Below are 21,901 nucleotides of genomic sequence, written 5' to 3' on the forward strand. Positions count from 1 at the left end.
GAGCGAGTTCCGCAGCCCCGGAAGGAATACCCCGCGCGTCCCCGGCGGGTAAAGGCTCGAAACCTCCGAGCTCAACACCTGTGTGCAAGCGTTCGACAAGGCCCGGGGTTGCGCGACACCCTCCGGGCCCCGACAGCCCTCAACCCAGCCTCGAAAACACCTCGCGCGCCGCCGCCACCGTCGCGTCGATCTCCGCCTCGCCGTGTGCCGCCGACACGAAGCCGGCCTCGAAAGCCGACGGCGCGAAGTAGTGGCCGGCCTCCAGCATGGCGTGGAAGAAGCGGTTGAAGCGCTCCTTGTCCGAAGCCATCACGTCGGCAAAGGAAGCCGGCACCTTGTCAGCGAAATAGACGCCGAACATGCCGCCCACCGAATCCGCGCTGAAGGTCACGCCGGTATCGCGCGCGGCGGCCGCCAGGCCGGAGACCAGGCGTTGCGTGCTCGCGGCCAGGCGCTCGTAGAAACCCGCCTCGCGCGTCAGCTTCAGCGACACCATGCCCGCGGCCACCGCCACCGGGCTGCCCGACAGCGTGCCGGCCTGATACACGCTACCGAGCGGCGCGATCTTCTCCATGATGTCACGGCGGCCGCCGAAGGCGCCCACCGGCATACCGCCGCCGATCACCTTGCCGAGCGTGGTCAGGTCGGGCGTGATGTCGTACAGGCCCTGCACCCCCTGCGGGCCCACACGGAAGCCGGTCATCACCTCGTCGAAGATCAGCACCGCGCCGTATTCGGTGCAGATGCGGCGCAGCCCCTCGAGGAAGCCGGGCTGCGGCTTGATCAGGTTCATGTTGCCCGCCACCGGCTCGACGATGATCGCGGCGATCTCGTCGCCGCGTGCCTTGAACACGTCCTCGACCTGCTGCAGGTCGTTGTAGTCGAGCACGATGGTGTGCTTGGCGAAATCCGCCGGCACGCCGCCCGAGGACGGATTGCCGAAGGTCAGCAGGCCGGAGCCGGCCTTCACCAGCAGGCTGTCGGCGTGGCCGTGATAGCAGCCCTCGAACTTCACGATCGCGTCGCGGCCGGTGAAGCCGCGGGCGAGGCGGATCGCGCTCATCGTGGCCTCGGTGCCGGAGCTCACCAGGCGCACCATCTCCACCGAAGGCAACATCGCGCAGATCAGCTCGGCCATCTCGACCTCGCTCTCGGTGGGCGCGCCGAAGGACAGGCCCTTCAAGGCCGCCTCGCGCACCGCCTCGACGATCGCCGGGTGGGCGTGGCCGGCGATCGCCGGCCCCCAGGAGCCCACGTAGTCGATGTAGTCCTTGCCATCGGCATCCCACACCCGGGCGCCCTCGGCGCGCGCGAGGAAGCGCGGCGTCCCCCCCACCGAGCGGAAGGCGCGCACCGGCGAATTGACGCCGCCCGGGATGGTCTGCTGGGCGCGCTGAAAGAGGCTTGCGTTACGGCTGGTCATGGCGTGTCGTTCCTGTGCTGCATGCGAAAGGCGGCATTGTCGCGCCGAGCGGCGGGGCGGGTCCACCGCACAGGTCAAGAACTCAGAAAAGTGCGTGATAGGCCGCAACGCGCGCGGCGGGGTCGTCCGCGGCGAACACGTTGCTCACCACCGCGAGCAGGTCGGCGCCGGCGGCGCGCACCTGCGGCGCGTTGGCGAGCGTGATGCCGCCGATCGCCGCCACCGGCAGGCCGAGCTCGCGCTTGGCACGCGTGATCATCGCGAACGGCGCCGGCGGCGCATTCGGCTTGGTCACCGAGGGGAACATCGCACCGAACGCGATGTAGTCGGCGCCGACCGCGGCGCCCTCGGTGGCGCGCGACCAGTCGGCATAGCAGGTGAGGCCGAGGATGCGCTGCGCGCCGAGCGCCGCGCGCGCGGCGGCGGGCGCACCGTCGTCACGACCCAGATGGGCGCCGTCGGCGTCGATCTCGAGGGCGAGCGCAAGATCGTCATTGACGATGAAGGGCACGCCGGCCGCCCGGCACAGCGCCTGCAGGGCGACCGCCTGCAGGCGGCGCAGCGCAGCGTCGGCAGTCTTGTTGCGGTATTGCAGCAGCGCCGGCCGCCCGGCCAGCACCCGCTCGGCACACGCGATCAGGCGGGCGGTATCGGGCTCGTCCGGGGTGACCGCATAGAGGCCGCGCAAGCCGGGCGCGCTCGGATCGGAGGGGGTTTCAGACATCGTCGTCGTCCTTGCCACGCGCCCAGAAGAAACGATCCGGCAATGCCCGCCCCATGCCGGCCCGGTAGGCGTGACGCAGCGCCTGCTGGGTGAATTCCTGGGCCTCGCGCACCGCTTCGGGGAGCGCCATGCCGTGCGCCATCGCCGCGACCGCAGCGGCGGCAAGCGTGGCGCCTGCGCCGAGGTGGCGCCCGGCCAGACGCGGCCACGCATCCGTGCGTACCACGCCCTCGTGGCCGAACAGGGTGTTGACGACCTGCGGGCCGTGCTCGCTGCCGCCGGTGAGCAGGATGAACTCGGTGCCACCTCCGAGCAGGCGGGCGAGCGCCTCGTCGACGCCCGGGTCATCGATCGCGTCCTCGTCATCGGCAGGGTCCTCGCCGCCGCCCCCGTCGGCCACGCCGGCGAGTCGGCACAGCTCGTGGCGATCGACCACCAGCAGCGTGGTCTGCGGCAGGATCAGGTCGGCAAGCGCCGGCGCCACCTCCTCGCCGGCCTCGCCGAGCAGGACCGCCGCATACAGCGCCGGCTCCACCACCAGCGGCACCTCCGGATAATCGGACAGGATCTCGGCGATCAGCGCGGCGTTCTCGACGCTGCCGCAGAAGCCGAGCTTGAACGCCGCCACCGGCACGTCCTCGAGCACCGCCCGCGCCTGCAGGGCGAGCAGCTCGGGCTCGACCGGCCACACCTCGTCGATGCCGCGCGTGTCGCGCACGAGGGCGGCGGTCTGCACCGGCAGCGGGTGGCAGCCCATGCTGGCGAGCGTCAGCACGTCGGCCGCGAGGCCGCCGCCTGCGGTCGCGTCGCCCGCCGACAGGCACATCACACAGGGCGGAGTTTCGGGAATCGCGATCGGCATGAGCGAGAAATGCACCACGAAAGGCATCCGGAGGGATGCGTTAAGATGTCCCGGATTCTACCGCCAACCCTCAAGCACGACCGACCCATGGCCGATATCCCCTACAAGACCTACATGTGCCTGATCTGCGGATTCATCTATGACGAGGCCGCTGGCCTGCCCGAGGAGGGCATCGCCCCCGGGACGCGCTGGGAAGACGTGCCGCCGAACTGGACCTGTCCGGAGTGCCACGCACGCAAGGAAGACTTCGAGATGGTCGAGATCTGAGCCGCCCCCGGCCGGCTCCGCGACCCCCTCTTCATCGACAACGCATCGGGAACACAGCATGGACATTGCCGGGCTGAAGGTGATGGTCATCGACGACAGCAACACGATCCGCCGCAGCGCGGAGATCTTCCTGTCCCAGGCGGGCTGCCAGGTGCTGCTCGCTGAGGACGGCTTCGACGCGCTCGCGAAGATCACCGACCACCACCCCGACGTGATCTTCGTCGACATCATGATGCCGCGCCTGGACGGCTACCAGACCTGCGCACTCATCAAGAAGAATCCGCGTCTGTCGTCCACGCCGGTGATCATGCTGTCGTCGCGCGACGGGCTGTTCGACCGCGCGCGCGGGCGCATGGTCGGCTCCGACGAATACCTCACCAAACCCTTCACCAAGGACAGCCTGCTCAAGGCGGTGGCCACCCACGCCGCCGCGCGTCCGGCCCCGCCGGCGACCGAGCACTGATCCCGGCAGGACCCAAGACATGCCGATCCGCAAGATCCTCGTGGTGGATGACTCGCCCACCGAACGCCTCGCCCTCGACGAGGTGCTGACCCGCCATGGTTACAAGGTGATCACCGCCGAGAGCGGCGAGCAGGCCGTCGTACGCAGCCAGGCCGAGAAACCCGACCTCATCCTCATGGACGTGGTGATGCCGGGCATGAACGGCTACCAGGCCACGCGCACGATCTCGCGCAACGACGCCACCCGCAACATCCCGATCATCATGTGCACCAGCAAGGGCCAGGAAACCGACAAGATCTGGGGCATGCGCCAGGGCGCGCTCGCCTACCTGGTCAAGCCGGTCGACCACGACGAACTGCTTGCCCGCATCCGGGCCATGGGCTGACCCGGCATGGCCCGCAGCAGTCTGCGCGAATTCCAGGAGCGGCTCGCCCGCCGCCTCGCCGAGGCGAAGACGGCGGAGCGCCGCGGCCTGCTCGGCTTCCAGTGCGGCGGCGAGAACTGGCTGATCGCGCTCCCCGAGGCCGGCGAGATCCTGCCGCCGCCGGCGCTGTCCGCGGTACCGCTGACGCAGCCCTGGTACCGCGGCCTCGCCAACGTGCGCGGCACGCTCTACGGCGTGATCGACTTCGCCCGCTTCAACGGCCAGCCGCCTACGGTTGCCGCCGGGCGTGCCCGCCTGCTGCTGATCGGCGCGCGCCACGGCGTCCACTGTGCGCTGCTGGTCTCGGCCTCCACCGGACTGCGCAGCGAGGACGACTTCGAGGCCGATCCCGTCGGCGACGAGCGTCCCTGGGTCGCTGCGCGCGTACGCGACCTGCAGGGCCGACCCTGGCTGCGGATCGACAGCGCGCGCCTGCTCGCCCACCCGGCTTTCCTCGACGCGGGCCGCGAATGAGCGCACCGCCACGGCACTCGCCCCCTCCTCCGAACCGAGCACCAACCGAGCACGCACCATGGGACTGAAACTGTTCGCCAGCAAGAAAGCCTCCACCGAGGCGTCCGGCATGGACTCCGCAACCATCATCGAGACCACCCCGCGCGCCGCCGCGCCGGCCGCGAGCGTCGGCGCATCCGCCGGCAAGCTGCGCGGCCTGGGCGCGCTGTTCGTGCTGTTCGCTGCCGCGAGCGCCGGCCTGCTCGTCTACCAGACCCGCGAATCGGCCCTTGCCGCGCTCCAGGTGAGCGCCGCCAGCGAACTGCAGACCTTGTCGCAGCAGATCGCCAAGTCCGCACAGCTGGTGCGCGGCGGCAATGCCCCCGCGATCGGCGAGCTCGAGCAGACGCGCACCCGCTTCGGCGAACTGCTGCAGACCCTTGAGACCGGCGGCAGCTTCGCCGGCGACATGCTGCCGCCGGTCCCCGCTCCTGCGCGGGCAGCGCTCGCCACGCTCGGCGACACCTGGAAGCAGACGGCCGCCAGCACCGGCCAGCTCGTCGAGCACGGGCAGACCTTCGTCACCCTCGCGACCGCGGTCGACACGCTCAACGCTTCCAGCGTCCCGCTCCTCGAGAGCAGCGACCGCCTGGTGCGCAGCCTGCTCGCCAGCGGCGGCGAGGCCGACACCGTCGCCGCGGCCTACGGCGTGATCAGCCACGCGCAGCGCGCCACCGCGCACGCCAACGCGCTCATGCTGGCCGAGGAGGCCGAGCCCGCGATCGCCACCGCGCTCGCCGCCGACACCGACCGCCTGCGCGCCCTCGTCGCCGCGCTCGTCCAGCGCAGCGCCGGCACCGCACACCGCGAGCTGGCCGCCAACATCGAGGCCGGCGCCGGCTCCACCCTGCTCGCCGCCAACGACATCGTCGCCAGCGCCGCGCCGCTGCTGCAGGCCAAGGAAGCCGCCACCCGGATCATCCGCGACTCGGCTTCGCTGCTCGACGGCAGCGCGGCGGTCAGCGCGGCCCTCACGCGCGGCGCCGGCGGCTTCGGCACGCTGCACCTCGCCGCGGCCCTGAGCGCCGTGCTCGCCCTGCTCTCGCTGCTGCAGATGGCGCGCACTTACGGCGCCGACGTGGCCGTGCGCCGACGCGAGAGCGAGCAGCAGCGCCAGCAGGCGGAAGACGAGCGCAACCTCACCCAGCAGGCGATCCTGCGCCTGATGAACGAGATGGGTGACCTCGCCGACGGCGACCTCACCATCCGCGCCACCGTCACCGAGGACATCACCGGCGCGATCGCCGACTCGGTCAACTACACCATCGAGGAGCTCTCGGTGCTGGTGCGCCGCATCAACGACGCCGCCACGCGCGTGACCGCCGCCACCGAGTCCGCCCGGCGCACCTCCACCGAGCTGCTCGCCGCCACCGAGCGCCAGTCGCAGGAGATCGAGGAGGCGGGCGCCTCCGCCGAACGCATGGCGCTGTCGATGACCGAGTCCTCCGAGCGGGCGCTGCAGTCGGCCCAGGTCGCGCGCCGCTCGCTCGACGCCGCGCGCAAGGGCGCGGACGCGGTGGAGAACACCATCCGTGGCATGAACGACATCCGCGCCCAGATCCAGGAGACCGCCAAGCGCATCAAGCGCCTCGGCGAGTCCTCGCAGGAGATCGGCGAGATCGTCGAGCTCATCTCCGACATCACCGAGCAGACCAACGTACTCGCCCTCAACGCCGCCATCCAGGCCGCCTCGGCCGGTGAAGCCGGTCGCGGCTTCACCGTCGTGGCCGAAGAGGTGCAGCGCCTGGCCGAACGCTCGGCCGAGGCCACCAAGCAGATCGCCGCCATCGTCAAGACCATCCAGACCGACACCCAGGACGCCGTCGGCGCGATGGAGAACGCCACCCGCAACGTGGTCGAGGGCGCCCAGCTCTCCGACGCCGCGGGCCAGGCGCTGGCCGAGATCGGCCAGGTATCGACAGAGACGGCGCAGCTGATCGAACGGATCTCGGCCGACACCCAGGACCAGGCCGCGACCGCCGGGCGCGTGGCGGCGACGATGAAGGACATCCTCGCGGTGACCGAGCAGACCTCGCTCGGCACCCGCCAGACCGCGGTATCGATCGGCCAGCTCGCCGAACTCGCCGTCGAGCTGAAGGGCTCGGTGTCGGGCTTCAAGGTCTGAGCCGGCGGTTGCGGGGAGCGACCAGCATGACACACGCCAACGAACCGGACCTGGGTCCGCTGACCTGGGTCAAGGGCGAGATCGACGCGGCGCTGGAGCGGGCCCGCGAGGCGCTCGCGCAGGGCGACGCGGGCAGCGATGGAGCGGGTCTGCAATTCGCCCAGACCCATGTGCACCAGGTACGCGGCGCGCTCGCCATCGTCGGGCTCGACGGCCTGACCCAGTTCACCGACATGCTCGAGCAGCTGCTCGGCGAGATGAGCCGCGAGGTCGTGCCTGCCGACGCTGCCCGGCGCGCGCTGGCGCGACGCGCGCTGGCGGTGATCGGCAACTATCTCGAGGAACTCGCCCACGGCGCGCCGGACCAGGCGCTGCGGCTGGCGGACGCCTACATGGAGCTGGCGGCCGCCCGCGGGCAGAAGGACGTCAGTCCGGCCGACCTCTTCCACCCCGACCTCACGCGCCGTCCGCCCGCACGCGCGGCAAGCGCCGCCACACCGGATGACGTGCACGCCGCGCTGCGCGGCGCGCGCACCCGCTTCGAACGCGGCCTGCTCGACTGGCTGCGCAAGGGTAGCGCCGGCGGGGGCGCGCGCACCATGCGCGAGGCCATCGCCGAAGTCGAGGCGCTGCAGCCGACGCCCGCCGCACGCGTGCTGTGGTGGGCGAGCCTGGCCTTCTACGATGCGCTGATCGAAGGCAGCCTGGCCCCAGAGCCGGCGGTCAAACGTCTGTGCACCCAGATCGACGCCCAGTTCCGCCGCCTGCTCTCCGGCACACCCACGGTCCCCGACCGCCTGCTGCGCGAGCTGCTCTACCAGATCGCACGCTGCCCGGCGCACACCGAGCAGCAACGCGCCGTGCACGCCTGCTGGCAGCTCGACGCCCTGTTGCCCGAGGCGGGCCTGGGGGTGAGCGGCACGCCGAGCGCCCCCCTGCTCGACACGCTCCAGCGCCAGCTCGGCGCCGCGCGCGCGCACTGGGACGACTTCTGCGCCGGCACCGCGGTCGCCCTCGCGCACTTCGAGGACGCCCTCGCCGCGATGGAGGCCCCGGCGGCAGCGCTCGCGCGCCCGCGCGCTCAGGCGCTGGTCGCAGCGCTGCTCGAGTTCGCGCGCTGGCTGCGGCGCGACCCGCTGCAGTTTGCCGACGCCGCCGCGATGGAGGTCGCCACCGCGCTGCTGCTGCTCGAGGCCGGACTCGAGCGCCGCCCCCCCGACCCGGGCTTCGCTGCCCGCGTGGACGCCATGGTGGAGCGCCTGCACGCGCTGCAGCGCGGCGAAACGCCGAGCGTCGAGGCCGGCGATGCGGTACGTGCCGGTGCCGCGCCGGCCGCGGAGAAGGCCCTGCTCGAGCAGCTGTCGAAGGAGATGCTGGTCAGCCTCGGCCACGTCGAACAGGCGCTCGACGGCTTCTTCCGCAACCCCAGCCGGCGCGAGCCGTTGCTGCAACTGCACCAACCCCTGCAGCAGATCGTCGGCGCGCTCAGCGTGCTGGGTGAAACCGATGCGCTCGCGCTGGTGCGTGACGCGGCGGTCAGGATCGCCGGTCTCGCGCGCGAGGACAGCACCGCCGGGCAGGCCGAGTTCGAGGCCCTCGCCCACCAGCTGTCCGCACTCGGCTTCCACATCGAGGCACTGCCCCGCGGCGGCGCGCCGCTGCAAGACCTGCTCGGGGCGCGCCCGACCACGGCGGCGGCACCCGAGCTGCCCACCCCCGAGCTGCCCGCGCCTGACCTCGCCGCACCCGAACTCGCTGCGCCCGAACTCGCTGCGCCCGAACTCGCTGCGCCCGACTTCGCTGCGCCCGACCTCGTTCCGACCGAAGCGGTCGTCGAGCCCGTCGTCGCCCCGCTCGCCGAGCCCCTCTTCGAGCCGCTTTTCGAGCCCATCGGCGAGTCCCTTTCCGAGTCCCCCCCTGACGAGCTCCCCGAGATTCTCGTGGACGCGGAAGCCTTTGCGGATGCCGCAGGGCCCCAGCCGCAGCCCTTCGACAGCGAGGCGACCCGGCCCGAGGACTTCATGGCCACGGCGAACGATTCCGCCGCACCCGAAGCCGCTCCCGCATTCGACGAGCCTTCCGCCCCGGGCGCCGGCGAGGACCTCGAACTCGAGCTCATCGAGACCCTGGAAGAGCTCGAGCCCACCGCCGAAGCGCCCGCGCTGCCACGGCTCACCGCGACGGACGCTGCGGCGCCTGCGGCCCCGCCCGCCGCGACCGCGCAGGCCGATGCGGGGATCGACGCCGAACTGCTCGCGATCTTCATCGAGGAGGCGGTCGACGTCCTCGCCACCGTCGCCACGCAGCTCCAGACCCTGCGCGCCGATCCGCGGGCGAACGAGGCTCTGGTGACGATCCGCCGCGGCTTCCACACGCTCAAGGGCAGCGGGCGCATGGTCGGCCTGGCCGAACTGGGCGAGACCGCCTGGGCCGTCGAGCAGACGCTCAACCGCTGGCTGCAGCTCGACTGGACGATCACCGCCCCGCTGCTCGACTTCATCGCGATGGGCCACGAGGTGTTCTCCGCGTGGGTCGCCCGGCTGCAGGCGGGCGACCCACGCGGGGTGGACGACGAGGCCCTGCTCGCCGAGGCCGCACGCCTGCGCGAAGCGGACACCGCGCCCGTGGCCCCCGCGCCCGCCCCGGCAACGGCAGCGGAGGCCGCGCTCCCCGAGATCCCCGCACCGGAGGCCGCGGCAGAGACCGAAGGCGAATCGGCGCCCGAAGCCACGGCGAGCGAACTGCTGATCGAGAGCGCGGACTTCGTCATCGAGGGCGAACTCGGTTTCGCCGCGCCCCCGGAAGCGGAGTCGCCTCTGCTGGCGACCGAGCCGGCGGGCGCGACCGGCGAACCGGGCGCGAAGGCCAGCGACGAGGCCCCTGCCGGAGACGACGCGACGCCCCCCCCGGAGGCGCCAGCGACCGCAGCGCCCGCGTACGTGCCCGAGGCCGCCGAGGTCGAGCCCCCCGACTCGATCCGGATCGGCGACGTCGAACTCTCGCGCGCGCTCTACGAACTCTATTGCAGCGAAGCCCGCCAGCATCTCGACACCCTGGCCGACGAACTGCGCCAGCTCGCCGCCAACCCGCGTCCGCCCGCGAAGGCAGCGCTGCGGGCAGCGCATACGCTCGCCGGAATCTCCGGCACGGCACGCTTGCCCGCGCCCCACCAGCTTGGACGCGCCCTCGAGCATGCGATGGAGCGCCTGGCCGAACGCGCAGCGATCGCCCAGCCGGGGCAGCTCGAGCGCTTCGACCAGGCCGTACGCGCCCTCGAGGCCATGCTCGGCGACGTGCTCGCGGCCCGCCTGCCGGCGCCGCAACCGGAGCTCATCGCCGCACTCGAAGCCGCAGACGACCTGCCCTGCGACGCGCCCCCCGCGACCGCACCCGCTGCCGAACGGGCATACACGGCGGCGGGAGCCCCCGCGCCCGAGCCGGAGGACCTGCTCGAAGCGGATTTCGTGACCGACCTCGAGACCGAGGCCGCGCCCGAGTTCGGCGCCAGCCTCGAGACCAACCTCGAAACCGACTTCGAAACCGCCGTCACCTCCGACCTCGAAGCCGAGTTCGAGCCCCTCGCGGAAGGCAGCGCCTGGGCGCCCGCCGAAGCGCGCCGACCGACTGAAGCGGAGGCCGCGGCCGAATCCGCCCCGGCCGTCAGCGATGACATCGATCACGACCTGCTGCCGATCTTCCTCGAGGAAGCCGCCGAGACCCTGACCGAACTCCACGCCCTGCTGCGCCGCTGGCGCGACGAACCGGACGCGGCCGATGCCTCCCGGCAGGTCGCACGCCTGCTGCACTCGCTCAAGGGCAGCGCGCGCATGGCCGGCGCGATGAGCCTGGGCGCACACCTGCACCAGCTCGAGTCGCAGCTCGAGGACGGCCTGTCGACTCGGCAGGCGGCCGCAGTCCTCGCCGACACGCTCGCCCATGGCCTCGATCGCTGCGAGCAGATGATCGACACCCTCGCGCTCGGCGAGCGCGCAGCCCCCGCCGCCGCGTCGCAGCCCGCCACGAGCGCGAAGACCGGCGCCGGAGCGGCGGCCGCCCAAGGGGACGACGCCGAGTCGCTCGCCAGCCCGACGCTGCGCGTGCGCGCGGAGCGGGTCGACCGCTTCGTGAACCAGGCCGGCGAGATCGGCGTCGCCCGCAGCCGCATCGATGGCGAGCTGCGCACGCTGCGCCGCTCGCTGCTCGACCTCACCGAGAACGTCATCCGCCTGCGCAACCAGCTGCGCGAGGTCGAGATCCAGGCCGAAGTGCAGATGCAATCGCGCATCGCCCACGCCGGCGCGCATGCGGGCGACTTCGACCCGCTCGAGCTCGACCGCTACACCCGCCTGCAGGAGCTGACGCGGATGATGGCGGAGAGCGTCAACGACGTGACCACCGTGCAGCAGAACCTGCTGCACAACCTCGACGGCGCCGACCTCGCGCTCAACAGCCAGGCGCGCATGGCCCGCGAACTGCAGCAGGGGCTGATGCAGGTGCGCATGCTGCCCTTCGACAGCCTCGCCAGCCGGCTCTACCGCGTGGTGCGGCAGAGCGCACGCGAGCTCGGCAAGCGCGCCACGCTCGACCTGCGCGGCGGCCGCATCGAGATCGACCGCAGCGTGCTCGAACAGATGGCCGCGCCGCTCGAACACCTGCTGCGCAACGCGGTTGCCCACGGCATCGAGCCCCCTGCCGCACGCAGCGCCGCCGGCAAGCCCGAGACCGGCATCATCGAGCTCACGGTGAGCCAGGAAGGCAACGAGATCGCGATCACGATCGCCGACGACGGCGCCGGGCTCGACCTCGAGCGCATCGCCGCCCGCGCCCGCGAGCGCGGGCTGCTCGGCGCCGACGAGCACCCCGACGAGCGCCGCCTCACCAACCTCATCTTCGTCTCCGGCTTCAGCACAGCGACCGAGCTCTCTGCCGTCTCCGGACGCGGCGTCGGCATGGACGTGGTGAAGGCGCAGACCGCCGCCGCCGGCGGCCGGGTGGACGTGAGCAGCCGACGCGGCGAAGGCACGCGCTTCTCGATCCGCCTGCCGCTCACGCTCGCGGTCACCCAGGCGCTGCTCGTGCAGGGCGGCGGGCGCACCTGGGCGATCCCATCGAACATGGTCGTGCAGGCGATGGAGCTCAAGCCCGACGCCTTGCGCAGCATGCAGGAGGCGCACGGCATCGACTGGCAGGGCGAGCACTATCCCTACCGCTACCTGCCGCGCCTGCTCGGCGACCGCGAGGCGCGCCCGGAAGAGCAGCGCTACAACTGGGTGCTGCTGCTGCGCGCCGGGGCACAGACCCTGGCCCTGCATGTGGATGGGCTACGCGGCAACCAGGAGATCATCGTCAAGAACGCCGGCCCGCAGCTCACCCGCATCGTCGGCATGACGGGCGCCACCGTGCTCGGCGACGGCGAGATCGTGCTGATCCTCAACCCGGTTGCACTCGCCAGCCGCGGCCTGGCCGAGGAGGTCGAGGGTCTGGGCCTGGACTCGCCCGCCGCCGAGGCGCCGCCGCCGCTGCACCTGCCGACGGTGATGGTGGTCGACGATTCGCTCACCGTGCGCAAGATCACCGGCCGCCTGCTCGAGCGCGAGGGCTACCGCGTGATCACCGCGAAGGACGGCGTCGATGCGCTCGAGCAGCTGCTCGACACCCTGCCCGACGTCGTACTGTCGGACATCGAGATGCCGCGCATGGACGGCTTCGACCTCGTGCGCAACATCCGCGCAGACGCCCGCCTCGCCCATCTGCCGGTGATCATGATCACCTCCCGGCTGGCCGAGAAGCACCGGCGCTACGCCGAGGAGGTCGGTGCCAACCACTACCTGGGCAAGCCGTATCAGGAAGAGGAGCTCCTGGAACTGGTGGCGGGTTACACGCAGGGCCCCGCGCCGTCACCGCACTGAGCAGGCGCTTCGCTGCAGGCGCAGGGCTTCCCACGACCGCCCCCCGTGGGAGCGACGGTCTGTGGGAGCGGGCTTGCCCGCGAACGTCGCGCTTGATCTTGCGCAATTCGCGGGCAAGCCCGCTCCCACGGTTCGCCCCCTCTCGCCCCGCCCCTCGTCCCCCCCTCGGCCCCCCTCGCCCTGACGCACGGTCCGATCAGGCGCCCAAGGCGTGTGCCATGCGCGCCAGCGCCGCATCCAGCGTCGACCGCGGGCAACCAAAGTTCAGACGCACGAAGCCGGGCGCACCGAAGGCCGCCCCGTCCGACAGGCCAACGCCTGCGGCCTCGAAGAAGGCCGCCGGGTCGCTGAGGCCGCGCGCCGCCATCATCGCCCGACAATCGATCCAGGCCAGGTAGGTCGCCTCGGGCACCGCCATCGTCAGCCCGGGCATCGCCGCCACGGCCTCGACGACGCGGTCGCGGTTGGCGCGCAGGTAGTCGAGCAGCGCCCGGCGCCAGGCATCGCCGTCGCGATAGGCCGCCTCGGCCGCCACCATGCCGAGCACGTTCACATGCGGGACGATGCCGCGCATCGCATGGCGGTAGCGCCGGCGCAGGGCGGCGTCGGGAATCACCGCGAAGGCACAGTAGAGCGCCGGGATGTTCCAGGTCTTGGACGGCGCCATCAGGGTGATCGTGCGGCCTGCGGTGGCTTCGTCGAGGGCCGCGAGCGGACGGTGCGGGCGGGCTGGGTCGAGCACCAGCCCGCAGTGGATCTCGTCCGAGCACACCAGCAGGTCGTGGCGCGCGGCGAAGTCGGCCAGCCGGCGCAGTTCGGCATCGTCGAACACGCGGCCTACCGGGTTGTGCGGGCTGCACAGTAGCAACAGGCGGGTGGAAGGCGTGCAGGCGGCCTCGAGCGCGTCCCAGTCCCACTGCCAGCGCCCGTCGCGCAGCACGAGCTCGACGCGCTGCAGGACGCGGCCGGTGTGGGCGGGTGCGCCGAGGAAGGGCGGATACACCGGGGTGGCGGTGAGCACGCCGTCGCCGGGCTGGCCGGCGATCGCGCAGGCGAGGTTGAAGCCGGCGACGACACCGGGCAGCCACACCAGCCAGTCGGGCTGGATGGTCCAGCCGTGGTCGCGCTGCAGGCCGTCGACCACCGCGTCGATCAGGGACGGCCAGGCGTCGGTGTAACCGAACACGCCGTGGTCGATGCGCCGGTGCAGGGCGTCGATGACGACGGGCGGGGCGGCGAAGTCCATGTCGGCGACCCACAACGGCAGCACGTCGCGGCCGGCGTAGCGGCCCCATTTCTCGCTCGGGAGGCTGCGGCGGTCGATGAGGCGGTCGAAGTCGAAGGCAGGGGCGGTCATGGCGGGGCGTCCGGTGCGAGGTGACGGGGCGTCATTGTCCTGCATTCGGACGCGGACGAGGCGCTCGGGGGACGGCTGGCGCGGCTGCGATCCGCGCGGGAGCGGGGTGGCGGGCGCCGCCTGCACTCGCGGCCCTTCGTGGGCGGATGAACCGCGGCCTCAGCCGTCGTTCTTCACCACGCCGAAGCGCTTCAGCGTGCGCTCGCGCGCGGCGGCGTGATCCACGATCGGGCCCGGGTAATCGATGCCGATCTTCGTCCTGCAGGCGGTCTGGTCGATGGCGCCCATCGTCCACGGAGCGTGGATGAACGTGTCGGGCACGCGCGCGAGCTCGGGCAGGTAGCGGCGGATGAAACGGCCCTCGGGGTCGAATTTCTCCGACTGGGTGATGGGGTTGAAGATGCGGAACCAGGGCTGGGCGTCGCAGCCGGTGGAGGCCGCCCACTGCCAGCCGCCGTTGTTGGCGGCGAGGTCGTAGTCGTTGAGCTGGGCGGCGAAGTAGCGCTCGCCCAGGCGCCAGTCGACGCCGAGATCCTTGGTGAGGAAGGAGGCGACGATCATCCGCAGGCGGTTGTGCATGTACCCGGTCTGGTTGAGCTGGCGCATCGCGGCGTCCACGATCGGGTAGCCGGTGCGCGCCTCGCACCAGGCGGCGAAGAGCTCGGGCGCGTCGTCCCATTTGATCGCCTCGTACTCGGGGCGGAAGGCGCGATCGACCACCTGCGGGTGGTGCCACAGGATCTGGTGGTAGAAGTCGCGCCAGATCAGCTCCGACAGCCAGGTCTCGGCGCCCTCGCCGCCGCGGGCGCGGGCGTGGGCGGCGAGCTGGCGGATGGATACCGTGCCGAAGCGCAGGTGGGTCGACAGATAGCTCACCCCCTTCACCGCCGGGAAGTCGCGCGCGCGCTTGTAGCGCTCGATGCGCCCGGCGAAGTCGTCGAACAGGCGCTTGCCGCCGCGCATCCCGACCGGCATCTGCACTTCGGCCAGATTGGTGGGTTCGAAGCCGATGTCGGCGAGCGAGGGCACGGTCTCGGCGGCAGGCTTGGGCGCGAGGCGAGCGGCGTAGCTTTCCACCGCATACGCACGCACCTGGGAGTCGTCCACCCGCTTCAGCCAGGCGTTCTTGTAGGGCGTGAACACGCTGTAGGGCTTGCCGGCCTGGGTCAGCAGTTCGTCGCGCTCGAAGATCACCTGGTCCTTGAAATCCTCGTAGCCGAGGCCGGACGCGGCGAGCGCCTGCGCCACCCGGCTGTCGCGCACGATCGCCTCGGGCTCGTAGTCGCGGTTGGCGAACACCTTGTCGACGCCGAGCGCGCGCGCCAGGCGGGGGATCTCGTCCTCGGCGCGGCCATGGCGCACGATCAGCCCGCCACCGCCGCCCCCGGCTGCGCGCGCCATGGCATCGAGCGCAGCGTCGAGCTCGACGAGGCTGGCGTGGATGAACTCGACGCGGCGATCGCGGCGCGTGGGCAGCGCGTCGAGGATGGCGGTATCGAAGACGAAGGCGCAGTACACGCGATCAGCGAAGCGCAGGGCGTGATGGAGCGCGGCGTGATCGAAGCTGCGCAGGTCGCGGCGGAACCAGACAAGGGCGGAAGGCACGGTTTTGTCCAGGACAAAAAGAGCCCGTATTATCGCCGAGTCCGCCACCTCCCGACACACGCCGACCGTCCGATCGGCGTAAAATGCCGCGCATGGAAACGCCCACGGCCAACTTCACGAACCACTTCCTGATCGCCATGCCCAGCATGGGCGATCCGCATTTCACGCGCACGCTGACCTACATCGCCGAGCACAACGATCAGGGCGCGCTCGGCATCATCGTGAACCGGCCGATCGACATGACGCTCGCCACGCTCTTCGAGCGCATCGACCTGCCCCTCGAGGCCGAGGGCTTCGCCAACCAGCCGGTCTATTTCGGCGGCCCGGTGCAGACCGACCGTGGTTTCGTGCTGCACCGCCCGCTCGGCGACTGGCACTCCACGCTCAAGGTCAATGACGAGATCGGGCTCACCAGCAGCCGCGACGTGCTGCAGGCGATTGGCGCCAGTGGCGAACCGCGCGACGTCATCGTCACCCTCGGCTATGCCGGCTGGGCCGCCGGCCAGCTCGAGCAGGAACTCCTCGACAATGCCTGGCTCACCGTACCGGCCGACCTCGCCATCGTGTTCGACCTGCCGCCCGAGGAGCGCCTCGTCGCCGCCATGCAGAAGCTGGGCGTCGACTTCACCAACCTGAGCGATGTCGCCGGACATGCCTGACGCGGCCGCTGCCGCTCGGCCTGCTGCACCCGCCCCCGCTGCCCTCCCCGCCCGCGGCACGCTGCTCGGCTTCGACTTCGGGCTCGCGCGCATCGGCGTGGCCAGCGGCGAGCTCGAGACCGGCCACGCCAGCGCGCTCACCACCGTCCATGCCGAAGCCAACGCCGAGCGCTTCGCCGCCATCGCCAGACTGATCGCGGAGTGGCGCCCAGTCGCGCTCGTGGTCGGCCTGCCCACCCATCTCGACGGCCGCGAGCACGCGCTCACCGCGCGCTGCCGCCGCTTCGCGAACCAGCTCCACGGCCGCTTCGCGCTGCCGGTCTTCACCGCCGACGAGCGCCTGTCCTCGGTCGCGGCCGAAGCCGGGCTCGCCGAGGCCGGCCGCGCGGGCTGGCGCGAACGCAAGGCGGCGCTCGACGCCGCCGCCGCACGGATCATCCTGCAAACCTTCCTGGACACCAGACGCCATGAAAGACCTTGACGCCGAAGCCCTGTGCCGCCAGCTCGCCGAGCAGATCCGCCCCCATGTCGGCCCCGCCACCGCGCTCGTCGGCATCTACACCGGCGGCCTGTGGCTGGCCGAGCGCCTGCACGAGGCCCTCGGCATCGCCCAGCCGCTGGGCGCGATCGACGTGTCGTTCTATCGCGACGACTACGGCAGCAAGGGCCTGCACGCCAGCCCGCAGAAGACCGAGATCCCGTTCAACGTCGACGGCGCGCACGTGATCCTGGTGGACGACGTGCTCTACACCGGCCGCACCACCCGCGCCGCGCTCAACGAGCTGTTCGACTTCGGTCGCCCGGCACGGGTCGAGCTCGCCGTGCTGGTCGACCGCGGCGGCCGCGAGTTGCCGATCGCCGCGCGCTACTGCGCCCACACCCTTGCCGAAGCGCTGCCGCGCGAGCAGAGCCTCGACCTGCAGCGCGACGCGGCCGGTGCCTTCGGTCTCAAGCTGACCCAGCGCACCTGAGCGCGGGCCGCCAATACCCCACTCCCTGCCCACCGCTGATTCCGAGGCACGCCCGATGCGAAACCCCCAGCTCAACCAGCACGGCGAACTGCAGCACCTGCTCACGCTAGACGGTCTGCCGCGCGACATCCTCACCGCCATCCTCGACACCGCCGCGCCCTTCACCGAGGTGGCCGAGCGCGAGGTCAAGAAGCTGCCGCTGCTGCGCGGCAAGAGCGTGTTCAACCTGTTCTTCGAGAACTCGACGCGCACCCGCACCACCTTCGAGATCGCCGCCAAGCGCCTGTCGGCCGACGTGGTGAACCTCAACATCAACACCAGCTCGGCCGCCAAGGGCGAGAGCCTGCTCGACACGGTCGACAACCTGTGCGCGATGCAGGCCGACATGTTCGTCGTCCGCCACGCCGCCAGCGGCGCGCCGATGCTGATCGCCCAGCACCTGCAGAACACCCGGCGCGAGCACATCAGCGTGGTCAACGCCGGCGACGGCCGCCATGCGCACCCGACGCAGGGCCTGCTGGACATGTACACCATCCGCCACTTCAAGCACGACTTCACCAACCTGACGGTGGCGATCGTCGGTGACGTGCTGCACTCGCGGGTGGCGCGCAGCCAGATCGCCGCACTGACCACGCTCGGCGTCCCGGAAGTGCGCGTGATCGGCCCCCGGACCCTGCTGCCGACCGAGGTCGAGCGCCTGGGCGTGCGCGTGTTCCACGACATGCGCGAGGGCCTCAAGGGCGTGGACGTGGTGATGATGCTGCGCCTGCAGAACGAGCGCATGAACGGCGCCCTGCTGCCGACGCCGCAGGAGTACTACAAGATCTGGGGCCTCACCGCCGAGAAGCTGGCGCTCGCCAAGCCCGACGCGATCGTGATGCACCCCGGCCCGATGAACCGCGGCGTCGAGATCGACTCGGCCGTGGCCGATGGCGCGCAGGCGGTCATCCTGCCCCAGGTCACCTTCGGCATCGCCGTGCGCATGGCGGTGATGAGCATGCTCGGCAGCCGCTGAGTCGCGGACAGCACAGGCACAAGGACTCACGCATGAACATCCTGATTTCCAACGGCCGCGTCGTCGATCCGGCCAATCGCACCGACGCGGTGCAGAACGTCTACATCGCCGGCGGCAAGATCGTCGCCCTCGGCCGGGCTCCGGACGGTTTCGCTGCCGAGCGCACGATCGACGCCAGCGGGCTGGTGGTCGCCCCCGGCTTCATCGACCTCGCCGCGCGCCTGCGCGAACCCGGCTTCGAATACCGCGCCACGCTCGAGTCCGAGATGGAGGCGGCGATGGCGGGCGGCGTCACCAGCCTGGCGATCCCGCCCGACACCGACCCCACGCTCGACGAGCCCGGTCTGGTCGAGATGCTGACCTACCGCGCCAAGAAGCTGAACCGCGCCCACATCTATCCGGTCGGCGCGCTCACCATCGGCCTCAAGGGCGAGCGCCTGTCGGAGATGGCCGAGCTGGTCGAGGCCGGCTGCGTCGCCTTCTCGCAGGCCAACGTGCCGGTGGTCGACAACGCCGTGCTGATGCGCGCGCTGCAGTACGCCGCCACCTTCGGCTTCCGCGTCTGGCTGCAGCCGCTGGCGCCCTTCCTGTCGCGCGTGGGCCACGCCCACGACGGCGAGGTCGCCACCCGCCTCGGCCTGTCGGGCATTCCGGTGGCCGCCGAGACGGTCGCGCTGTTCACCTACCTCGAACTGGCGAAGGTGACCGGCGCCCGCCTGCACATCACCCGCCTGTCCTCCGCCGCCGGCCTTGCGCTGATCGACCAGGCGCGCGCCGATGGCACGGACGTGAGCTGCGACGTGTCGATCAACCATGTTCACCTGTGCGACATGGACATCGGCTATTTCAACCCCAACTGCCACCTGATCCCGCCGCTGCGCAGCCAGCGCGACCGCGAGGCGCTGTGCCGCGGCCTGGCCGAAGGCCGCATCAACGCGCTGTGCTCGGATCACACCCCGGTGGACGACGACGGCAAGCAGACGCCCTTCTCGGAGTCGGAGCCCGGCGCCACCGGCCTCGAGCTGCTGCTGCCGCTGACGCTGAAGTGGGCCGACCGTGCCGGGCTGTCGCTGCTCGACGGCCTCGCCCGCATCACCTCGGACGCGGCCAGGATCGTCGGCATCACCAAGGCCGGCCACCTGTCGGTGGGCGCGCGCGCCGACGTCTGCGTGTTCGACCCCGCGACCCATGTCACGGTGAGCCGCGAAGGCCTCAGGAGCCAGGGCAAGAACACGCCCTTCCTCGGCATGGAGCTGCCGGGCAAGGTGCACTACACGCTGGTCGAGGGGCAGGTGATGTTCGAAGGCTGAGCCCGGCTCGGCACGAAGGCGCAAGTCCGGAACGCAAAGGGGCAGCCGCGGATGGGCTGCCCCTTTGCGTTCCGGGCGGTGATGCGAAAATCAGCCGCCGAACAGCAGCGGCGCGAAGCCGTTGCGCGCGCTGGCGAGCACCATCAGCACGATCTGCAGCACCAGCAGCAGCAGCAGCGGCGACAGGTCGACGTTGGCGATGGTCGGCACCACGCGCCGGAAGGGGCGCAGGAAAGGCGCAGCGATCGCGTTGAGCAGCGGCGCCAGCGGCGCATGCGGGCTCACCCAGGACAGCAGCGCCGAACCGAGCACCACCGCGAACATCAGGTACACCATCATGCGCAGCAGCTCGATCAGGCCCACGCCCCACAGCCCGGCAAGTACCGCAGCGGTATTGCCGCTGAACACCGCGCCGCGCAGGCTGAGCTCGGCCATCACCAGCAGCACCTGCACCACCCAGGCCGGCAGCAGGCTCGCCATGTCGAGGCCGAACAGTCCGGGGATGAAGCGGCGCAGCGGGCGCACGATCCAGTCGGTGGTGGTGACGACGAACTGGCCGAGCTGGTTGCGGAAAGAGACGCGCTGCCACTGCATGTAGAAACGCGCCAGCAGCATCAGGGTCAGGAAACCGCCGGCGACGTCGAGCACCAGCAGCAGGATGTTGGCGAGCATGGATCAGTCCTTGCCGAGTTGTTCGCCGAGTTCGCGGCCGCGCGCCTCGGCGGCCTTCACCGCGGCGATGAGCTGGTCGTGCCAGCCGGCCGCGGCCAGGCTGGCGAGCGCGGCCTCGGTGGTGCCGCCCTTGGAGGTCACTTTCTGGCGCAGCACGGTGGGCGAGTCTTCCGAGTTCGCCGCCAGGCGCGCCGCCCCCAGCACGGTGTCGATCGCCAGCCGGCGCGCGTCGGCCTCGTCGAAGCCCAGGCCGCGGCCGGCAGCCTCGAGCGCCTCGATTAAGTGGAACACGTAGGCCGGACCGCTGCCCGAGATCGCGGTCACCGCGTCCATCCGGGCCTCGTCGGCGGCCCACACGGTGCTGCCCACCGCACCGAGGATGCGTTCTGCCGCCTCGCGCCCGGCGGCGTCCACCGACGGGTCGGCGTACAGGCCGGTCACCCCGGCGCCGATCAGGGCCGGCGTGTTGGGCATGCAGCGCACCAGGCGCGCGTAGGGCGTCCCCGGCGCGCCCAGCCAGCGCCCGAGATCGGCCAGGCGCAGGCCGGCGGCGATGCTGATGACGAGCTGGGCGCGCATGCGCCCGGCGAGCGGCGCGAGCGCGGCCTTCATCTGTTGCGGCTTGACCGCGAGCACGAGCACGTCGCAATCGATCGCCGCCTCGTCGAAGGCCGCGACCGCGCGCACGCCGAAGCGCTGTTCGAGCGCGGCACGGGCCGCTTCGCCGAGTTCGACGATCTGGATGCCGGCCGCAGCGAAGCCGCGCTCGAGCATGCCGCCGATGAGGGCGGTGGCCATGTTGCCGCCGCCGAGAAAAGTGATCTTCATCGTTTGACCTGGATGCTGGGCCCGACGCGCGTCGCGACGTCCGTCAGGCGGAAGGGGTGGGAGCGGACCTCGCACGCTCGCCGAAGATCGCCGTGCCGACGCGCACGATGGTGGCGCCTTCGGCGATCGCCGGTTCGAGGTCGTGCGACATGCCCATCGACAAGGTATCGAGACCGAAGCCGCCGGCGTTGAGTTCATCGCGCAGGCTGCGCAGCAGCGCAAAGCGGGCACGCAACAGCGCGCGGTCCTCGGTCGGCTCGGGAATGCACATCAGGCCGCGCAGGCGCAGCCGAGGCAGGGCCGCGACCGCCTGCGCGAGCCCGGCGACCGCCGCGGGCGCCACGCCGCTCTTGCTCGCCTCACCGCTGACGTTGACCTGGATGCAGACATCGAGTGGCGGCAGATGCACGTCGCGCTGCGCCGCCAGGCGCTCGGCGATCTTCAGACGATCGACGCTGTGCACCCAGTCGAAGGCGTTGGCGACCAGCCGCGTCTTGTTGCTCTGCAGCGGGCCGATGAAATGCCATTCGAGACCCAGCTCGCGCAGGGCCTCGGCCTTGTCGACACCCTCCTGGACGTAGTTCTCGCCGAACGCCCGCTGCCCGGCCAGCGCCGCCTCGCGCACCGCCTCGACCGGCCAGGTCTTGCTCACCGCCAGCAGGCGCACGCCGGCCGCCGGCCGCCCGGCGGCAGCCGTGGCCGCCTCGATCCGGGCGCGGACGTCATGGAGCCGCGCGGCGATAGTCGTCATTTTCCGTGCCCTATTTCCTTTGG

Annotated in this window: 19 protein-coding genes; 11 read left to right on the forward strand and 8 right to left on the reverse strand. The window is 71.5% G+C overall.

What is annotated here, in order from left to right; translation table 11 throughout:
* Positions 1-139 precede the first annotated feature (139 nt).
* The 3 genes from hemL to AAG895_RS16935 all read right to left on the reverse strand — a co-directional run bounded on the left by hemL (position 140) and on the right by AAG895_RS16935 (position 2,973).
* Positions 140-1,423: a glutamate-1-semialdehyde 2,1-aminomutase gene (gene hemL, locus AAG895_RS16925; protein ID WP_345793145.1), complete on the reverse strand. Its 1,284-nt coding sequence runs from the start codon at positions 1,421-1,423 to the stop codon at positions 140-142.
* A gap of 82 nt (positions 1,424-1,505) precedes the next feature.
* A complete protein-coding gene (gene thiE / locus AAG895_RS16930; protein WP_345793146.1) occupies positions 1,506-2,147 on the reverse strand; it encodes a thiamine phosphate synthase in 642 nt (213 codons plus the stop codon).
* The gene (locus AAG895_RS16935; RefSeq protein ID WP_345795322.1) at positions 2,140-2,973 is read right to left on the reverse strand and encodes a bifunctional hydroxymethylpyrimidine kinase/phosphomethylpyrimidine kinase; all 834 of its coding nucleotides are present in this window, start codon (positions 2,971-2,973) and stop codon (positions 2,140-2,142) included. Before AAG895_RS16935 ends, thiE begins: the two co-directional genes overlap by 8 nt.
* A 150-nt stretch (positions 2,974-3,123) precedes the next feature.
* Between AAG895_RS16935 and AAG895_RS16940 the strand changes: the two genes are divergently transcribed.
* Genes AAG895_RS16940 through AAG895_RS16965 form a run of 6 tightly spaced genes read left to right on the forward strand, consistent with a single transcriptional unit; the run spans position 3,124 to position 12,710 of the window.
* On the forward strand, positions 3,124-3,276 hold the full coding sequence (locus tag AAG895_RS16940) for a rubredoxin (RefSeq protein ID WP_345795323.1): 153 nt from the start codon (positions 3,124-3,126) through the stop codon (positions 3,274-3,276).
* Between the two features lie 58 nt (positions 3,277-3,334).
* A complete protein-coding gene (locus AAG895_RS16945) occupies positions 3,335-3,739 on the forward strand; it encodes a response regulator (protein WP_345793147.1) in 405 nt (134 codons plus the stop codon).
* A gap of 19 nt (positions 3,740-3,758) precedes the next feature.
* On the forward strand, positions 3,759-4,124 hold the full coding sequence (locus AAG895_RS16950) for a response regulator (protein ID WP_345793148.1): 366 nt from the start codon (positions 3,759-3,761) through the stop codon (positions 4,122-4,124).
* 6 nt (positions 4,125-4,130) lie between these two features.
* Positions 4,131-4,637 carry a chemotaxis protein CheW gene (locus tag AAG895_RS16955; RefSeq protein WP_345793149.1) on the forward strand — a complete coding sequence of 169 codons (507 nt, stop codon included), beginning with the start codon at positions 4,131-4,133 and terminating at the stop codon, positions 4,635-4,637.
* A 58-nt stretch (positions 4,638-4,695) separates the two neighbouring features.
* Entirely contained in the window at positions 4,696-6,801 is a 2,106-nt protein-coding gene (locus AAG895_RS16960; protein WP_345793150.1) for a methyl-accepting chemotaxis protein, read from the forward strand.
* A gap of 26 nt (positions 6,802-6,827) precedes the next feature.
* The gene (locus AAG895_RS16965; RefSeq protein WP_345793151.1) at positions 6,828-12,710 is read left to right on the forward strand and encodes an Hpt domain-containing protein; all 5,883 of its coding nucleotides are present in this window, start codon (positions 6,828-6,830) and stop codon (positions 12,708-12,710) included.
* 196 nt (positions 12,711-12,906) lie between these two features.
* Here the strand turns inward: AAG895_RS16965 and AAG895_RS16970 are convergent, their stop codons facing one another.
* Both AAG895_RS16970 and AAG895_RS16975 read right to left on the reverse strand, forming a co-directional pair.
* On the reverse strand, positions 12,907-14,067 hold the full coding sequence (locus AAG895_RS16970; protein WP_345793152.1) for a PatB family C-S lyase: 1,161 nt from the start codon (positions 14,065-14,067) through the stop codon (positions 12,907-12,909).
* Between the two features lie 159 nt (positions 14,068-14,226).
* Positions 14,227-15,672, reverse strand: coding sequence for a deoxyribodipyrimidine photo-lyase (locus AAG895_RS16975; protein WP_345793153.1), 1,446 nt, complete (start codon positions 15,670-15,672; stop codon positions 14,227-14,229).
* A 92-nt stretch (positions 15,673-15,764) separates the two neighbouring features.
* On the opposite strand from AAG895_RS16975, the gene AAG895_RS16980 reads away from it, so the two are divergent.
* The 5 genes from AAG895_RS16980 to AAG895_RS17000 are packed head-to-tail and all read left to right on the forward strand — an operon-like array spanning position 15,765 to position 19,627.
* Entirely contained in the window at positions 15,765-16,331 is a 567-nt protein-coding gene (locus tag AAG895_RS16980) for a YqgE/AlgH family protein (RefSeq protein ID WP_345793154.1), read from the forward strand.
* Positions 16,324-16,812, forward strand: coding sequence for a Holliday junction resolvase RuvX (gene ruvX / locus AAG895_RS16985; RefSeq protein WP_345793155.1), 489 nt, complete (start codon positions 16,324-16,326; stop codon positions 16,810-16,812). Before AAG895_RS16980 ends, ruvX begins: the two co-directional genes overlap by 8 nt.
* Positions 16,799-17,302, forward strand: coding sequence for a bifunctional pyr operon transcriptional regulator/uracil phosphoribosyltransferase PyrR (gene pyrR, locus AAG895_RS16990; protein WP_345793156.1), 504 nt, complete (start codon positions 16,799-16,801; stop codon positions 17,300-17,302). Before ruvX ends, pyrR begins: the two co-directional genes overlap by 14 nt.
* Before the next feature lie 55 nt (positions 17,303-17,357).
* Positions 17,358-18,317, forward strand: a complete 960-nt coding sequence (locus AAG895_RS16995; protein WP_345793157.1) for an aspartate carbamoyltransferase catalytic subunit — start codon at positions 17,358-17,360, stop codon at positions 18,315-18,317.
* Positions 18,318-18,349: 32 nt separating this feature from the next.
* The gene (locus tag AAG895_RS17000) at positions 18,350-19,627 is read left to right on the forward strand and encodes a dihydroorotase (protein ID WP_345793158.1); all 1,278 of its coding nucleotides are present in this window, start codon (positions 18,350-18,352) and stop codon (positions 19,625-19,627) included.
* A 90-nt stretch (positions 19,628-19,717) separates the two neighbouring features.
* Here the strand turns inward: AAG895_RS17000 and AAG895_RS17005 are convergent, their stop codons facing one another.
* From AAG895_RS17005 to AAG895_RS17015, 3 genes are read right to left on the reverse strand one after another with little or no spacing between them, the layout of a single operon-like run.
* A complete protein-coding gene (locus AAG895_RS17005) occupies positions 19,718-20,299 on the reverse strand; it encodes a YggT family protein (protein WP_345793159.1) in 582 nt (193 codons plus the stop codon).
* 3 nt (positions 20,300-20,302) lie between these two features.
* Positions 20,303-21,127: a pyrroline-5-carboxylate reductase gene (proC, locus tag AAG895_RS17010; RefSeq protein ID WP_345793160.1), complete on the reverse strand. Its 825-nt coding sequence runs from the start codon at positions 21,125-21,127 to the stop codon at positions 20,303-20,305.
* A gap of 43 nt (positions 21,128-21,170) precedes the next feature.
* On the reverse strand, positions 21,171-21,878 hold the full coding sequence (locus AAG895_RS17015; RefSeq protein ID WP_345793161.1) for a YggS family pyridoxal phosphate-dependent enzyme: 708 nt from the start codon (positions 21,876-21,878) through the stop codon (positions 21,171-21,173).
* Positions 21,879-21,901: the final 23 nt, after the last annotated feature.

The sequence above is a fragment of the Thauera sp. JM12B12 genome, from assembly GCF_039614725.1.
GTDB lineage: Bacteria > Pseudomonadota > Gammaproteobacteria > Burkholderiales > Rhodocyclaceae > Thauera.

What these genes read in the sequence shown, in the direction of transcription:
- AAG895_RS16950 (WP_345793148.1), top strand. Translation starts at nt 3,759, where the DNA reads ATGCCGATCCGCAAGATCCTCGTGGTGGATGACTCGCCCACCGAACGC.
- AAG895_RS16940 (WP_345795323.1), top strand. Translation starts at nt 3,124, where the DNA reads ATGTGCCTGATCTGCGGATTCATCTATGACGAGGCCGCTGGCCTGCCC.
- AAG895_RS16960 (WP_345793150.1), top strand. Translation starts at nt 4,696, where the DNA reads ATGGGACTGAAACTGTTCGCCAGCAAGAAAGCCTCCACCGAGGCGTCC.
- AAG895_RS16995 (WP_345793157.1), top strand. Translation starts at nt 17,358, where the DNA reads ATGCGAAACCCCCAGCTCAACCAGCACGGCGAACTGCAGCACCTGCTC.
- AAG895_RS16945 (WP_345793147.1), top strand. Translation starts at nt 3,335, where the DNA reads ATGGACATTGCCGGGCTGAAGGTGATGGTCATCGACGACAGCAACACG.
- proC (WP_345793160.1), bottom strand. Translation starts at nt 21,127, where the DNA reads ATGAAGATCACTTTTCTCGGCGGCGGCAACATGGCCACCGCCCTCATC.
- AAG895_RS16980 (WP_345793154.1), top strand. Translation starts at nt 15,765, where the DNA reads ATGGAAACGCCCACGGCCAACTTCACGAACCACTTCCTGATCGCCATG.
- ruvX (WP_345793155.1), top strand. Translation starts at nt 16,324, where the DNA reads ATGCCTGACGCGGCCGCTGCCGCTCGGCCTGCTGCACCCGCCCCCGCT.
- AAG895_RS17005 (WP_345793159.1), bottom strand. Translation starts at nt 20,299, where the DNA reads ATGCTCGCCAACATCCTGCTGCTGGTGCTCGACGTCGCCGGCGGTTTC.
- AAG895_RS16970 (WP_345793152.1), bottom strand. Translation starts at nt 14,067, where the DNA reads ATGACCGCCCCTGCCTTCGACTTCGACCGCCTCATCGACCGCCGCAGC.
- AAG895_RS16935 (WP_345795322.1), bottom strand. Translation starts at nt 2,973, where the DNA reads ATGTGCCTGTCGGCGGGCGACGCGACCGCAGGCGGCGGCCTCGCGGCC.
- hemL (WP_345793145.1), bottom strand. Translation starts at nt 1,423, where the DNA reads ATGACCAGCCGTAACGCAAGCCTCTTTCAGCGCGCCCAGCAGACCATC.
- AAG895_RS16965 (WP_345793151.1), top strand. Translation starts at nt 6,828, where the DNA reads ATGACACACGCCAACGAACCGGACCTGGGTCCGCTGACCTGGGTCAAG.
- AAG895_RS17015 (WP_345793161.1), bottom strand. Translation starts at nt 21,878, where the DNA reads ATGACGACTATCGCCGCGCGGCTCCATGACGTCCGCGCCCGGATCGAG.
- AAG895_RS17000 (WP_345793158.1), top strand. Translation starts at nt 18,350, where the DNA reads ATGAACATCCTGATTTCCAACGGCCGCGTCGTCGATCCGGCCAATCGC.
- AAG895_RS16955 (WP_345793149.1), top strand. Translation starts at nt 4,131, where the DNA reads ATGGCCCGCAGCAGTCTGCGCGAATTCCAGGAGCGGCTCGCCCGCCGC.
- pyrR (WP_345793156.1), top strand. Translation starts at nt 16,799, where the DNA reads ATGAAAGACCTTGACGCCGAAGCCCTGTGCCGCCAGCTCGCCGAGCAG.
- thiE (WP_345793146.1), bottom strand. Translation starts at nt 2,147, where the DNA reads ATGTCTGAAACCCCCTCCGATCCGAGCGCGCCCGGCTTGCGCGGCCTC.